Below are 15306 nucleotides of genomic sequence, written 5' to 3'. Positions count from 1 at the left end.
GATGCATTACTCAGCAGAGATAGCACCAACTGGACAGGCCTCAGCGCATGTTCCGCAGTCAACACAAGCGTCTGCGTCGATTACATAATGCTCGTCTCCCTGAGAAATAGCCTCGTTCGGGCACTCACCCTCACATGTTCCACAGCTAACGCACTCGTCAGAAATTACATATGCCATAATTGATATCCTCCTTTTAAATTGTGTATTGTATGTATCCCCTACCAGGGATTCTATCCACATTTTAATATATCTGCATAAAGAATACAAGTATAAATTTATAAACAAAACTGAAAATCCGTAACCCGTTGATTCCATTCCGGATTCGTATTATAATAGCAGAACGGAATGAAAATATTTCGATAAAACAGTAAAGGAGAATACAATCATGGCAAAAGTTACAAAGAGCATGCTGATCGGAGAACTGCTCACTGTAGACCCGAATATCGCACCGATCCTGATGAGAGCAGGAATGCATTGTCTTGGCTGCCCGTCTTCACAGATGGAATCTCTGGAAGAAGCAGCAATGGTCCATGGCCTGGACGCAGATGTCCTCGTAGCTCAGATCAATGATTTTCTTGGTGAGTAATAAACAGAAGCTTTTTTGCTGAAACAAAAGGACCGCTGTCGGGAAATGCAGATCATATGGATCGCATTCCGACAGCGGTTTGTTTGTCTGTAGGATATTTGGTTTGTCAGATATTCAGAAGCTTCTGAAGTGCATGATCAGCAATCAGTGCACAGTGCTCTCTGAGGTAGGCTTCACCGGCTGGTGTGAATGCGCGGCCGATGCCATACTCGGAAAGGATATTGCAGACCTTGTTAAATTCTTCAGGTGTACAGTCTGACTGATGAAGTACCAGCTGATAGACACCGTCTTCTCCTTCACGATAGAGAGTATTATCACCGGTAAAGAACCCATTCATACCATGAGATGCGGCAATAACATCATCCAGCCCCGGGAAAGAGTACAGGCGTATAAGCTTTACAGAACTCTCAGCCGACTGCTGTGATGCATCCGGAGTTTCTGTTGCCTGAGAGGCGGAAGTTTCCGCCCTTTTTTCTTCCGGTTTCTGTGAAAGATCCTTAAGCTTGGATTCACAGAGCTTCTGGAAGATATCGATGATATTGTCAGCGCCATCGATCTCTACGGTATCGGAAGGTTTGTTGCCCTTGAAGGGTGCAAATTTGGAAAAACGTGTATCCAGTTCTTCAGGATCTTCCACTTTAGTGATAATGAGGATAATACTTTCGGCATTGACAGGAATAGCCTCGATCATCAGAGGAATATTATCTGCTTCAAAACCAAATTGTATCTGTGCCTGCTGCATCATATCACGAAAGAGACGTTTGGCTTTTTCGGTACCGTATGCAAGTTCGCTGATACGGATCTGATGACTGTCCAGATCTTCTTTCGTCAGGGTACAGCGGATCTGATTTTCATTGATTTTTTCTATTTTCATATGATCACATCCTATAGGTAAATAAATTTAATCTTTTACATACTGTATTATATAACAGTTATACACAAGATGTAAAGATGTAGAAACCGGAGAAAGAAGAAAATTTCTGATTCTTTTATAAAAGACTTGCATCTGAAGGGAAATCAGGTATAATGAAAAGCAGAAAAGCTGTCTCCTCCCGGAAGCAAGAAGACAGTAACGATAACTTAAAGTCATATTTTTCTGAAGATAAGGATTCTGTGTGAAATTCATCGGCGAGTCTGTCGGTACACAGAGAAATTTCCCCCCATTTTATTATTTATATTTTATTACAAGTATCATCCTAACAGGGAAGTTGCAGCTTTTCGAGAACCATTGCTGGTGTTTTCTGAAAATCTAACCAGGAAAGGAGGTCGGGATACGCCAAATATATCACAGGAAAAAAAGAAATCCGCAAAACCCCTTCGAAGGGAGCTGGAGCTTTATCGTGAGAACGGAGTTTCTCTTTATCTCAATGGAGCACCAAGCACTCCGAAAAAAATCGCAAAAGCCTGTCAGATTGCGGAAAACGGGGTCTATATGCGGGATTATACGGAAGATGAAGACGGCCATATCGCCTGTGTAAGCTTTGATCTTATTCGCAAAGAATGACCGTACATAAGAAAAAACGGTTCCCCGGATAACGATCATCCCCTGCACTCATGCATACCATGCGGGGAACCGAAATTCTAAAGAAATTGTGAAAAATTATTAAAAGTCGATTTTTATAACGAAATGTAGACAAGATATGTTATAATGGAACAAATTATAACATTTTATACCGAAAGGAAAAAAACATGACAAAAAAACACATACCGGTCTTTGTGGTAGGTCTGCTGATCGTTCTGGTCGCTCTTGCCGGAGGGGCTGTTTACGGGATTAATAAGCTTATACCAAGCAGGAAACAGATGGATCTGACAGAATACTACGGCCAGAATGCAGACGGTGAGGCTGCGTTGATACTTGGAACTGAGAAACTGGAAGAGAAGGCACTTATCTCAGGAGAAGATGTATATCTTCCGCTGGATGTAGTGAACGGATATTTGAATCAGAGATATTACTGGGATAGCGAAAACAAGAAGATACTGTATGCAACACCATCCAGGCTCACAGAGGAACCGGCTTCAGATAAGGCAGACGGAAACGTGTGGCTGAAGGATGACACGGTTTATCTGAAACTGGATTATGTAAAAAAGTATACAGATATCGATTCTTATATAGAGCAGGATCCTGCAAGGGTTGCGATACAGTACAAATTTACCAATGTGGAGACAGTGACCACAAAGAAGGATACCGTGGTCCGTTACCGGGGCGGGATCAAGGCGCCGATCCTTTCCAAGCTGGCGAAGAATACAGTTCTCCGGCTGATGAATGAAGGTGAGGAGTGGGATCAGGTGGCAACCGATGACGGTTACATCGGTTATGTGCAGAAGAAAAAAGTAAGTGCTGTGGACACAACGGATTATAAACGGGATTTTAAGACAGAGTCCTATACATATCTTACTATGGATGAGCCGGTGAACCTGGTATGGCACCAGGTTACCAGCACAGATGCAAACAGCTATTTCGCAGATGCGGTACAGAATATGACAGGCGTGAATGTGATCTCTCCAACCTGGTTTTCTGTAACAGATAACTCCGGAAATATTTCAAGCCTTGCATCTGGGGAGTATGTGATGCAGGCACATGAAAAAGGACTGAAGGTATGGGGACTGGTGGATAATTTTAATGAGAACATGAATACCAAAGAAGTTCTTTCAAAAACCAGTTCAAGGCAGAATCTGGAGAATCGGCTGATCACTTATGCACTGAAAGCAGGAATGGATGGAATCAATGTTGATTTTGAATCTTTGAGCGAAGGAGTAGGAATCCATTTCCTTCAGTTTTTAAGAGAGCTTTCTATCCAGTGTCACGCCAATAATTTGGTACTGTCTGTAGATAATCCGGTTCCGGAAGATTTTACCAGTCATTATGACCGTGCGGAGCAGGGCAAGGTTGTAGATTATGTGATCATTATGGGCTATGATGAGCATTACGTAGGCTCCGACGCAGGTTCCGTGGCATCTTTGCCATGGGTAGAACAGGGTGTTAAGGATACGCTTTCAGAAGTACCGGCTCAACGGACGATCCTTGCGATCCCGTTCTACACAAGGCTCTGGAAGACTACAGATGGCGGTGCACTGACAAGTGAGGCCATCGGTATGGATCAGGCACAGCAGACGATCAGTGATAACGGAGCAGAAACTTACTGGGACAAGAAGACAAGTCAGAATTACGGAACCTATGAAGGGGACGGTGCCACATACCAGATCTGGCTGGAGGACTCTAAGTCTATTGCGGAAAAGGTTAAACTGATCAAAAAATACAAACTGGCAGGTGTGGCAGAGTGGAAGCTTGGATTCGAGAACAGCGGGATCTGGAGCGTGATCACAGAAAACCTGTCATAAACAGAAGAAAACATTGTGATCTTCACAATGCTAAAAACACTCCCGGCAACATATATTAAAATAAATATGCCGGGGGTGTTTTGTGTTGAAAAAACATTTCATAGAATTGGCAATGGCAGTTCTTATGCTGGTCTGTTTTTATATTCTGTCATGGGAAGCGGCAGAAACTGCAGGCAGACTTATAGATGTATCCGGAAATATAAAAGCAGATCAGGTGATCCTGGTGGATGCCGGTCATGGCGGTGTGGATTCCGGAATGGTGGGAATCGGTGGACTGAAGGAAAAAGGAATCAATCTGGATATTGCCATGAAGCTAAAAACGATCCTGGAAAAAAAAGGCCTTGCCGTAGTAATGACCCGGGAAGAAGATAAAGGTCTTTATGAAAATGGTACAAAAAATATGAAAGCACAGGATCTGCAGAATCGTATTGAACAGATCCGGAAATATGAACCGGTGCTTTCTGTGAGTATCCACCAGAACAGCTACAGTGACCCCGGAGTAAAAGGTCCGCAGGTATTTTATTATGAGGATTCGGAAGGCGGAAAAGAACTGGCACTTGCGATCCAGGAAAACATGAACCGGAAGCTTTCCATTGCACGGCCGCGGGTGGCAAAAGAAAACAGAACCTATTATCTTCTGAAGAGAAGTCCGGGGGTGATCAATATCGTAGAATGTGGATTTCTTACAAATCCGGAGGAAGCCGCCCTGCTTCAGACAGAGAAGTATCAGAGAAAGGTAGCAGAGGCTGTGGCTGATGGAATCGTTACATATCTGAAAAAACAGAAGGAAAACGAAAATAATTGAAAAAAATGTGAATAGCCTTTTCATAGGAAGGTGATTCTGCTATACTTTACGTGAATTAAGGAGAATCCTATGCTTGGAATCATTTATCTTATATTATGTATGTTAACAGGAATGGAAATGGCAGGATGTCTGTTTCCGCGTCAAACAACTGAAAGAGGAAACAGGATATGGGTGGTCCTGCCGGCAGCGTTTGGGATGGGAATCCTGATGCTGACCTGGGCAGTCTATATTCTTTCCTGGATGTTCAGCATATGCGCGGGGGCGGAGCATCCTCTTTTTTATGGAAATCTGATCGTATTTCTGGTAGATATCTTGCTGCTTTCGGGAATCTTCCGGTGGAAAAAGAAAAAACAGCAAAAAATGTTTGTGATATCCGAACGGATGATCAGCAGAAAATGGATCCTGAAAAAAGAGCTTCTGCTTTTTGGCATTTTGACAGTTTTTGTGATCTGGATGATGTTTTATGTTTTCCATATGAAAGACGGCATTCTGTACTCCGGCTTTTCGGTATACGGAGATTATGCACCCCACACGGCAATGATGCGATCTTTTTCAAGGGGAAATAATTTTCCTACCCAGTATCCGCATTATGGCGGGCAGGATGTGAAATATCATTTTATGTTCCAGTTCCTTGTAGGAAATCTGGAGTATCTGGGCCTTCGTCTTGATCTGGGATATAATCTGGTAAGTATCCTGTCTCTGGCGGGATTTCTTATGGTGCTTTACGGGATCAGCTACCGGATGTTCAAAAGCTTCTGGGCCGGGGCAGCTGCCATTGTTTTCTTTTTTTTCCGCAGCGGAACAGCGTTCTGGCGTTATCTGTGGGAACATCTTCAGGCGGGGGACCTTGTACGGACTCTGGAAGAAAATACGGCGTTTATCGGTTATACTACCAATGAAAACTGGGGATTATGGAATTTCAATGTATATCTGAACCAGCGTCATCTGGCTTTCGGCCTTCTGATGGCAGCTGTAGCGGTATGGACCTTTATGGATTGGGTGGAAGCCGGATGCAGTCACAAGGAGCAGGGATTTTTGTGGGTCCGTAACCGTTTTTTTACAAAAAAAGCCTGGATCTGCAGAAATGTGGATACGGCGATACTTCTGGGACTGTTTCTGGGATTAACTGCCTTCTGGAACGGAGCTGCGCTGATCGGCGGACTTCTGATCCTTGCCGGACTGGCAGTGTTTTCTGACGGTAAGCTGGATTATGTGATCTGTGCCGGACTGGCGGTGCTTTTTTCGGAACTGCAGTCGAAGATCTTTGTGTCGGGAAGTGTTATGAGTCCATCCTTTTACTGGGGCTTTCTGGCAGACAATAAAAGCATTTCCGGTGTACTCTGGTATCTGGTGGAGATCAGTGGATTTTTCTTTGTGGGAATGATCGTGGCAGCAGTATTTCTGAAGAGAGGTCAGCGGGCAGTGCTGATGGGCTGTTTGCTTCCAATGGCATTTGCATTTCTGGTATCTCTGACTCCGGACATCAATGTCAATCATAAATATGTGATGATTTCCTATGCCTTTGTGACAGTTTTCTGGGGATGGATCGTAAGATGTGTTTTCCTTGCAGGGAAAAACAGCTGGAAGAAATGGGCCGGTCGCGCAGCGGCAGCGGTCCTTTGTATCTGTCTTAGTGCAACGGGGATCTATGATTACGTGATCATCTTAAGAGACAACGATTCCGCACACAGGATGACTGTAAATATGGAAAGCAGCCTGACGGACTGGCTCAGTGCAAATCTTAAGAAAAATGATCTTCTGCTGACACCGGAATATACCATGAACGAGGTCACCATGTCCGGTGCCATGCTGTATTGCGGATGGCCTTATTATGCATGGTCTGCAGGGTACGATACGGGCTATCGTGCCGGCCAGGCAGTGCTCATATATACCACGGATGATCCAGAGCTACTGAAAGCTACCGTAAAACAGGAAAAGATCACATATATCCTGTTTGAGGAGGATATGGAATTTGAACAGCAGGAATGTCGTGAGGATATCATCAGGGAGACATATCCACTGGTGTATACCTCAGAGGATGGGAGAATAAGAATCTATGAAACATGACAGCTTATATATCATTATGCCGGCATATAATGAAGAAAAAAATATCGGGACCGTGATCGAGCAATGGTATCCGGTAGTGGAGAGGATCGGCGGGGACAGCCGCCTGGTGATCCTGAATGATGGCAGCAAAGATGCTACCTACAAAAAAATACAGAATTATCAGAAAAATTATGACCGTCTTATAGGAATCGATAAACCGAATGAAGGACATGGAGGAACAATACTCAGGGGATATCGTTACGCAGTAGAAAAAGGTGCCGATTATATTTTTCAGACGGATTCAGACGGCCAGACACTTCCGGAGGAATTCTGGCAGTTCTGGGAAAAACGTCAAAAGTGCGGGCTTCTTATCGGTTACCGGAAGAAGAGAGAGGATGGGCTTTCCAGGATTTTTGTGACAAGAATACTGCGGCTTGTGCTTTTCCTTATTTTTGGAACCTGGGTAAAAGATGCAAATACGCCATATCGGCTGATGGATGGAAAACAGCTCGCCAAAGTACTGAAGCGTATCCCAGGCGGATTTTTCCTTTCCAATGTGCTGATGACCGTGATCTATGAAAAACATCATCTTTATGTGGAATATATCCCCATCACATTCCGACCGAGACAGGCCGGAAAAAATTCTATCAACATGAAACGGATCATAAAGATCGGAAGACAGGCATTTGCGGACTTTATCCGTCTGCGGGGCAGGATCTGATACAGGAGGAACAGAAGGATGAAAAAAAAGATCAGAGAATTATTTCCGGAGCTGACTGCAGCAGTGCTCCTGACAGTACTTTCTGCGTATCTCCTGGGAGGAGATGTATGGACATTCTGGACCTGGTGGCTGCTTGCACTGTTCATGGGAATGGTGGCAATGCCGGTCACAGGAAGGCTTTTTGGTGGTTTTGAAGACCGGGGATGGCTTTTTTCAAAGGTACTTGCCATTGCGGTTACCGGATTTCTCACCTGGCTTCTGGTAGCGGTGGGAATCCTTTCTTTTACAGCAGCAGTGTGTGTAGGAGTATCTGTGTCTGTTGGCATTTTATGTGCTGTAATTTTTCATGTTCAGCTGAAGCATGGCATTGAATGTTATCCGTCAGGAAAGATGCAGCTGATCTTTCGGGAGGAGCTTCTGTTTTTTGGGATCTTTCTGCTGTGGACTTATCTGGCAGGATTCCGGCCACAGGCATATGGAACAGAGAAATTTATGGATTATGGCTTCATGGAGGCCATGATGCGGAGCAAAACTCTTCCTGCACGTGATCTCTGGTATTCACAGGGAACCATCAATTATTACTATGGCGGGCAGTATTTTGCAGTGTTTCTTACGAAGCTTACAGGAAGCAGAGTGGAAGTGACTTATAATCTGATGCGTACCTTTGTGGCAGCGTTTGCCTTTGTGTATCCGTTTTCCCTGGTCCGTCAGATGACGAAGGACAGGCTGTATGGACGACTGGATGGAAAGAAGGAATATATTCCTCCACTGGCAGGAGTTACTGCAGGTATTGCAGTATCTATCGCGGGAAATGTACATTATATCGTCTACCGTTGTGTACTGCCGCTGATCCGGAAGATACAGGGAGTGGCAGAAACAGCCAGCTACTGGTTCCCGGATGCAACTCGTTACATAGGGTATAATCCGGTGAATGACAGTGATAAGACCATACATGAATTCCCATGCTATTCCTTTGTTCTGGGAGATCTTCATGCCCATGTGGTAAATGTGATGTTTGTGACATTTCTGGTGGGAATGCTCTATGCATGGCTGAAAATGATCCGGAAAAGAGGGCCTGAGCCTGAAAAACAGGAACGCAGTGTTTTCTGGCTGAGACAGCTTCTGATGCCGCATATCCTTCTGGCGTCAGTTTTTCTTGGCATGTTCCAGTGGACCAATTACTGGGATTTTGTGATCTATTTTGTAGTGACCGGTGGAGTTGTCCTGATCGCAAATATCATACGATTTGAGGGAAAGATAATCAGGATCCTGGCAGTGACGATCGTACAGGCAGTGGAGATCATAGGTCTCTCTTATCTGGTGATCCTGCCCTTTACATTGAAATTTGATACGATGGTACAGGGGGTGGCACTGGCACAGCATCATTCACTGTGGTATCAGCTTCTGATCCTCTGGGGACTTCCGGTGCTCCTCACTGTTTTGCTGATCCTGTCTGTCATCACAGAAAAAATGAAGGGACTGAAGCATAAAAGTCTTTACAGGCTGCTGGAGGCGATCACAGTTCCGGATCTTTTTGCAGTGATCATGGGCTTATGTGCAATCGGACTGGTTTTGATCCCGGAGCTTGTATATGTGCGGGATATTTATGAAAATGGAAATGCCAGAGCCAATACTATGTTCAAGCTGACGTATCAGGCATATATACTTTTCGGAATGACAATGGGATATGGGATTTATCGTATGCTGGTGATATCCAGACAGAAGATCATCCGGATCCTTTCAGGTGTGGGGCTTTTTGTACTGCTCTGGACCGTGGGCTATTTCGGAAATGCCGTGCATTCCTGGTTTGGGGATGTCTGGAAGGTTTCGGAGTATCAGGGACTGGATGCAACTACATTTCTTGAGCAGGATTTTCCTCAGGATGCGTCGGCGATCCGCTGGCTGAAGCAGAATATCAAGGGCTCTCCTGTGGTGCTCGAGGCTAACGGGGACAGCTATACCGGATATGAGAGAGTTTCTGCATCTACGGGGCTTCCGACCGTACTGGGATGGTATGTGCATGAATGGCTCTGGAGAAATAATGTACCTGACCTCAATGAAAAAAGTGCGGACATCCAGACTATTTATACAGCTACAGATGCAGAGACGGTAAAAAAACTGATCAGCCGTTATGATATTTCCTATATCTTTGTAGGAGGACAGGAAAAAGAAAAATACGGAACAGGGCTTAATGACAGTGTTCTTCAGAGTCTGGGAAGCATTGTCTTTGAAGATGATATGTCAGGAACCTACATTGTGAAAGTGGAGCAGGATTGACATTTTTTCCATAATAACGCTATAATGTAACTATTATGTAGCTATCTGTTAACGGATATGCTCAGCAGGAGATTTCTGCTGAGCAGTATACAGAAAAAAGTGACAGTTGCAGGATGGCAGCAGAGAGGAGGATATTATGAACAGAATCGACAGACTTTATATGGAAATGATCCATTATTATCAGGGGGATCCGAAGCATATCCAGCATTTTGTGAAGGTGCATGATCTTTCAAGGCTGATCGGCCAGAGTGAGGGCCTGGATGAAGATACGATGTATGTTCTGGAAGCTGCGGCTCTCGTTCATGATATCGGGATCAAAGTCGGTATGGAAAAATACGGACGCTCTGATGGAAAGACGCAGGAAGCAGAAGGTCCGGCAGCTGCCAGAGAGATGCTTACCGCACTGGGCTTTCAGGAGAGGGTGATCCGCAGAGTGGAATATCTGGTAGGACATCATCATACCTATAAGGATATTGACGGGCTGGATTATCAGATCCTTGTGGAAGCTGATTTTCTGGTTAATTATTTTGAAGATGGACTGGATAAAGAACATATAAAGAAAAGTGCAGAGAAGATCTTTAAAACAGAAACAGGTAAAAAAATAGTAAAAGACATGTTTTTTCCGGAGATTTTTCAGAAATCCGAAACCTGGGCACAGGAGGCCCTTCAGGACCTGGAAGATTTTATTGAAGAGCAGGGGATTTATATCAGACAGTAAATGGAGCGTAAAATGAAAGCAGAAATAGCAGTTATGACAGCGGAGAATATAGACAGAAAGGCAATTGCCAGAGGTGGCGAGATCCTGAAAAACGGCGGGCTTGTGGCATTTCCCACAGAGACTGTATACGGTCTTGGAGGAAATGCCCTGGATCCGAAAGCATCGATGAAGATCTATGCAGCCAAGGGAAGACCTTCGGACAATCCGCTGATCGTACATATCGCAGATATCCGTGACCTGGATAAGATCGTTACGGAGGTTCCTGAAAAAGCCAGAGTACTGGCTGAGAAATACTGGCCGGGTCCGCTGACAATGATCCTTCCCAGGGCAGATATCGTGCCAAAGGAAACAACCGGAGGACTGGACAGTGTGGCAGTACGTTTTCCAAGTGATCCTATCGCACAGGAGCTGATCCTTGCGGCTGGCGGATATGTGGCAGCGCCAAGTGCCAATACTTCCGGAAGACCAAGTCCTACGACAGCGGGACATGTGGCAGAGGATCTGGGAGAAGCCATTGATATGATCATTGATGGAGGACAGGTAAATATCGGTCTGGAATCTACGATCGTAGATTTTACAGAAAACATACCGGTAGTCCTGCGGCCGGGATATATTTCCCTGGAAATGCTCCGGGAAACACTTGGAGATGTAAGGATGGATAAGGGGCTGATCAAACCGGACAGCAAGGTCCATCCAAAAGCACCGGGAATGAAATACCGTCATTATGCACCAAAGGCAGATCTTGCCATTGTGGAGGGACCCACAGAGGGTGTGATCGCGGAGATCGAAAAAAGAGCCGGAGAGGCTGAGGAGAAGGGACTGACGGTGGGGATCATCGCAACAGATGAAACAAAAGGCCGATATTCACATGGAATCGTAAAGAGTATCGGAAGCCGGGAGCAGGAAGAAACCATCGCGCATCATCTGTACGAGGTCCTGCGTGATTTTGACAGCTGTAATGTAAGTGCCATTTATTCAGAGGCATTTTTTACACCAAGAATGGGACAGGCGATCATGAACCGCTTACTGAAAGCGGCTGGTCATAAAATTATCAACGTTGAGGAGGAGAAAGAAAATGATAGCACTGGGATGTGATCATGGCGGCTATGAGCTGATGCAGGAGGTAAAGAAGCATCTGGAAGAGAGAGGACTGGAGTACAAAGATTTTGGATGCACTGGTCCGGAATCTGTAGACTATCCTGTTTATGGAAAGAAAGTAGCCCAGGCGATCGTGGACGGTGAGTGTGAGAAAGGAATCCTGATCTGCGGAACAGGTATCGGAATTTCCATCACTGCTAATAAATTCAAGGGAATCCGTGCTGCACTTTGTACAGATTGCTTTACTGCAGAGGCAACAAGACTTCATAACGATGCCAACATTCTGGCCATGGGCGGTCGTGTAGTAGGACCGGGGCTTGCTCTGAAGATCGTGGATACATTCCTGGATACACCTTTTTCCGGGGATGAGCGTCATATCAGAAGGATCAACATGATCGAGGATTGATCGATCAGTAAGAAACCAATAGAAAAAGAGGATTCTGTATGGATAAAAAAGGACAGAAACGACAGGGATATCTTTCCTGGGATGAGTATTTTATGGGTGTTGCCATGCTTTCCGGTATGCGTTCCAAGGATCCGCATTCACAGGTTGGTGCCTGTATCGTAAGTGAAGATAACAAGATCCTGTCAATGGGGTACAATGGATTTCCAAAGGGATGCTCCGATGATGAGTTTCCCTGGGGAAGAGAAGGAGATCCGCTGGATACCAAATATCTTTATGTGACACACAGTGAGCTCAATGCCATCCTGAACTACCGGGGAGGAAGTCTGGAAGGTGCCAAGCTTTATGTGTCCCTGTTTCCCTGCAACGAATGTGCCAAGGCTATTATCCAGGCAGGGATCAGGACTATCGTATACGACTGTGATAAATATGCAGATACTCCGTCGGTGATCGCATCCAAAAAAATGCTGGATGCAGCCGGAGTCCGGTATTATAAATATAACCGGACAGACCGTGAGATCACCATTAAAGTGTAAAAGAGAACAAAAATAAGAGAAAAACAGCAGCCTGGCTCCTGATTCATCATATCATCAGGGCTTCCGCTGCTGTTTTTTATGAATGGTTAAGAATGTGCTTCGGAATGAGGATCTTCCGGTGCGGATAAGGCTGTGGGAGAGATCTTCTGTGGAAAAATTAAGCAGACTTTGAAAAGGTCACCGTCCAGATAAAGTTTAAAGGTGCCACCTTGAAGCTGGGTAAGGCTCTGTGCGATGGATAATCCAAGTCCGCTGCCTTCTGTATTTCTGGCAACATCGCCGCGGATGAAACGTTCGGTCAGTTCTTCAGCCGGAATGTTCAGAGGCTGTGCGGAAATATTTTTCAGGGTAAAGATGACTTGATCTTTTTCCAGAAGAACTTCTGCATAGACCCTTGTGTTCTCCATGGCATATTTCAGAATATTGCCGAAAAGATTTTCAAGGATACGCCACATCCGTCTGCCATCGGCATAGATCATGGCAGGAGAATCAGGCAGATGTGTCATCAGGGTCAGATGTCTGTTTTCCATCCGTTCTTCGAATTCACCCATCACCTGGTAAAGCATTTCCACAAAGTTCAGTTCCGTCATTTCCAGAGAAAGATTTCCGCTACTGGCTTTGGAAGCTTCCACTACATCTTCGGTCAGACTTTTCAGACGATGTGCCTTTGAGTCCAGGATCTCAAGATATTTCAGTGCTTCCGGATCTTTGAGGTTCAGCCTTTTCAGCAGATCAATGTAATTGATGATGGAAGTCAGCGGCGTTTTCAGATCATGGGAGACATTGGTGATCAATTCGGTTTTCATACGCTCATCTTTGAGGCTTTTTTCCACGGCAGCGTCCAGCCCGTCACCAATGCGGTTGATATACTGTGCCATTGCCTTCTGATCACCACGGAGTTCCTTTTCCGGGATCTTGTAAGTGAGCTCTCCATCGGTGATACGTTTCAGACCATCAAGGAGGAGTTCCCGCCCAAGAGCAATTTTGTAGACGCAGAAAAGCGCGCCCAGATCCAGAAGAAATAGAAGCAAAAACATCAGGAACCATCCATCAGATGCCGCGAGCAGGGCACTGAAGAAAAATTCAAGGAATAGAAATACGCCAAGTCCCACTACCATACGTATTCTGCTTATGGTATTCCTGGAGAAAAAATCGATCAGTTTACCGGCTTTACAAAGACACAGACGGGGAAGCTTCAGACATTTGCGAAGCAGGCTGTTTTTCCACAGGGTGTGCGCTTTGATCCTGCGGATCAGGCTTAAATAGCCGATCCAGAACAGGCACGTGATCAGGAGAATCGTGATACCCAGGATGATCAGGGAGGAGACAAGGTTATAGGTGGAAGCTTGCATGCTAAGTCCTGCGGTCAATACAACAAGTGCCGGGATACACACAAGTCCGGCTGCTGCTTCCGTATAGATCCTGTCAAAAAAGTTCAGTTCTGGCTGAGCCGTGTCTGTATTACTGCTATCGGAATTTCTTCTTCCGGTGTGGACAGTAAGCCAGATAAAATCTATGATAAAGAGCAGAAAACTGATCATGGTGATCACAGCAGCCGGGATAAATAAAGTACGGTAAGTCAGGAAATGCTGTCTGTCAGTTTTAATGGAATCCTGTACAGGAAGGCTGGTATCATCGATCCAGGCAAGAAAACTGCAGTTTTCATCGTATGTGGAGTTTCGAAGGAGATCGATCCAGCTTCCTACAGAAGAGTTTGCAGCAGCGGAAAGGTTCAGATTCATAAGACCATTCCGGGCATTTTTCTCATCTGTGGCAGCTTCGTTGACACTTAGGAACACGTAAGGCTTTTTGTCTGAAAAACCGGAAATATCAGTCAGGTCGGAAGTATAGGCTGCATCTGTATTTGTGAAGATTTTCTGTGAGGTGTTATCCGTATAGGCATAATGGATATTGGAATTACCACTGCTGTACTCATCCAGTGTCTGAGCAGCTTCTGTCCAGCTGGAAAAAAGATCCCGGGCATTATCCAGCTGCTCAAAGGCATCGTTCAGGTTCCCTTTGAAATTCCTGGTTTTGGATGAAGTGGAATTCATGTAATCCAGGAGACTGTCGTAACCTTCCGGTGCACAGGGGATTTCAAGGATCGGAGTGAGCATATTTGCCACATCTGTGTAAACCACGTTTCCGTTTTTGTCTGTGATGTTTTTCAGAGGTTCCTGTGACTGTATGCCGCCGTCTGCATATTCGGCGCTCAGAGAGGAAAGAATACGCTCAGTCCAGTCTTTCTGGGAAATTCCCTCGTATTTCAGGGCACCGGAGTTGGCATTTAGCTGCAGGGTTCCGTCTTCCAGAGCCTTTTTGAAATCGGAATAGTACATATATTTTGTTTCACCCTCCGGGGTGGTAAGGCCCAGGACGATCCAGTCATCATTGGAATGGATGGTCTGTGAGCTCCATTCCTTAAGATCATTGAAGGAATAGGCTAGTCCGGAGGTGTTTTTGAAGGAGAGAGAATCTCCGTTATAAAGCTCTTCGAGATCAATGTATGCATCTTCGTTTGTTTTATCCAGGATTTCCTTGGCTGAAATTCCGGACAGGATTGTGGAAGCTTTTGAGTAAAAGCTGTCAGCAAAAGCAGAGGTCTGGAAATAATCCTTTGTTTTAAGATCCTCGGCAGAGTCCATCTGCATACCTGCCTGGATCACCAGTGCCGCTGAAAAGACCATGATCAGAGGCAGGATAAGGGCAAGGACAAGAGCAGGAATGCGCATAAATGAACGTTTTTTTTCCGTATGTTTATTTTTATTCATAATACC

The 15306-nt window shown here is 45.2% G+C and carries 14 protein-coding genes; 11 read left to right on the top strand and 3 right to left on the bottom strand.

From position 1 onward, the window contains the following. Positions 1-6: 6 nt before the first annotated feature. Entirely contained in the window at positions 7-177 is a 171-nt protein-coding gene (locus tag V9W66_RS03940; protein ID WP_015527180.1) for a DUF362 domain-containing protein, read from the bottom strand. A 208-nt stretch (positions 178-385) separates the two neighbouring features. Between V9W66_RS03940 and V9W66_RS03935 the strand changes: the two genes are divergently transcribed. Further along, positions 386-586: a DUF1858 domain-containing protein gene (locus tag V9W66_RS03935; protein ID WP_015527179.1), complete on the top strand. Its 201-nt coding sequence runs from the start codon at positions 386-388 to the stop codon at positions 584-586. A 106-nt stretch (positions 587-692) separates the two neighbouring features. On the opposite strand, the gene V9W66_RS03930 is transcribed toward V9W66_RS03935, so the two are convergent. Then, entirely contained in the window at positions 693-1460 is a 768-nt protein-coding gene (locus tag V9W66_RS03930; RefSeq protein ID WP_144092401.1) for an adaptor protein MecA, read from the bottom strand. Positions 1461-1820: 360 nt separating this feature from the next. Here V9W66_RS03930 and V9W66_RS03925 point away from each other — a divergent pair, with 360 nt between their 5' ends. The 10 genes from V9W66_RS03925 (at position 1821) to V9W66_RS03880 (ending at position 12529) form a co-directional block, all read left to right on the top strand. Next, the gene (locus tag V9W66_RS03925; protein WP_021651392.1) at positions 1821-2090 is read left to right on the top strand and encodes a hypothetical protein; all 270 of its coding nucleotides are present in this window, start codon (positions 1821-1823) and stop codon (positions 2088-2090) included. 185 nt (positions 2091-2275) lie between these two features. Next, positions 2276-3925: a glycosyl hydrolase family 18 protein gene (locus V9W66_RS03920; protein ID WP_144092403.1), complete on the top strand. Its 1650-nt coding sequence runs from the start codon at positions 2276-2278 to the stop codon at positions 3923-3925. Between the two features lie 82 nt (positions 3926-4007). After that, complete coding sequence (locus tag V9W66_RS03915) at positions 4008-4730, top strand: N-acetylmuramoyl-L-alanine amidase (RefSeq protein WP_243121575.1); 723 nt, start codon at positions 4008-4010, stop codon at positions 4728-4730. Positions 4731-4799: 69 nt separating this feature from the next. Continuing rightward, positions 4800-6797, top strand: coding sequence for a hypothetical protein (locus V9W66_RS03910; protein ID WP_144092405.1), 1998 nt, complete (start codon positions 4800-4802; stop codon positions 6795-6797). Continuing rightward, entirely contained in the window at positions 6787-7497 is a 711-nt protein-coding gene (locus tag V9W66_RS03905; protein WP_144092407.1) for a glycosyltransferase family 2 protein, read from the top strand. Before V9W66_RS03910 ends, V9W66_RS03905 begins: the two co-directional genes overlap by 11 nt. Positions 7498-7515: 18 nt before the next feature. Next, positions 7516-9774 carry a DUF2298 domain-containing protein gene (locus V9W66_RS03900; RefSeq protein ID WP_144092409.1) on the top strand — a complete coding sequence of 753 codons (2259 nt, stop codon included), beginning with the start codon at positions 7516-7518 and terminating at the stop codon, positions 9772-9774. Positions 9775-9910: 136 nt separating this feature from the next. Next, positions 9911-10492: an HD domain-containing protein gene (locus V9W66_RS03895; protein ID WP_144092411.1), complete on the top strand. Its 582-nt coding sequence runs from the start codon at positions 9911-9913 to the stop codon at positions 10490-10492. A 12-nt stretch (positions 10493-10504) separates the two neighbouring features. Next, complete coding sequence (locus V9W66_RS03890; RefSeq protein WP_144100301.1) at positions 10505-11587, top strand: L-threonylcarbamoyladenylate synthase; 1083 nt, start codon at positions 10505-10507, stop codon at positions 11585-11587. Next, complete coding sequence (gene rpiB / locus V9W66_RS03885; RefSeq protein WP_144093503.1) at positions 11568-11996, top strand: ribose 5-phosphate isomerase B; 429 nt, start codon at positions 11568-11570, stop codon at positions 11994-11996. Before V9W66_RS03890 ends, rpiB begins: the two co-directional genes overlap by 20 nt. Before the next feature lie 38 nt (positions 11997-12034). After that, positions 12035-12529: a deoxycytidylate deaminase gene (locus V9W66_RS03880; protein WP_015527165.1), complete on the top strand. Its 495-nt coding sequence runs from the start codon at positions 12035-12037 to the stop codon at positions 12527-12529. A gap of 86 nt (positions 12530-12615) precedes the next feature. Here the strand turns inward: V9W66_RS03880 and V9W66_RS03875 are convergent, their stop codons facing one another. After that, complete coding sequence (locus V9W66_RS03875; RefSeq protein WP_144100303.1) at positions 12616-15300, bottom strand: sensor histidine kinase; 2685 nt, start codon at positions 15298-15300, stop codon at positions 12616-12618. Positions 15301-15306 lie beyond the last annotated feature (6 nt).

This window comes from Blautia massiliensis (ex Durand et al. 2017) (genome assembly GCF_051861785.1).
GTDB lineage: Bacteria > Bacillota > Clostridia > Lachnospirales > Lachnospiraceae > Blautia_A > Blautia_A luti_A.
The sequence above is the reverse complement of the archived record's forward strand: the minus strand, read 5'-3'. Positions and strand labels throughout refer to the sequence as shown.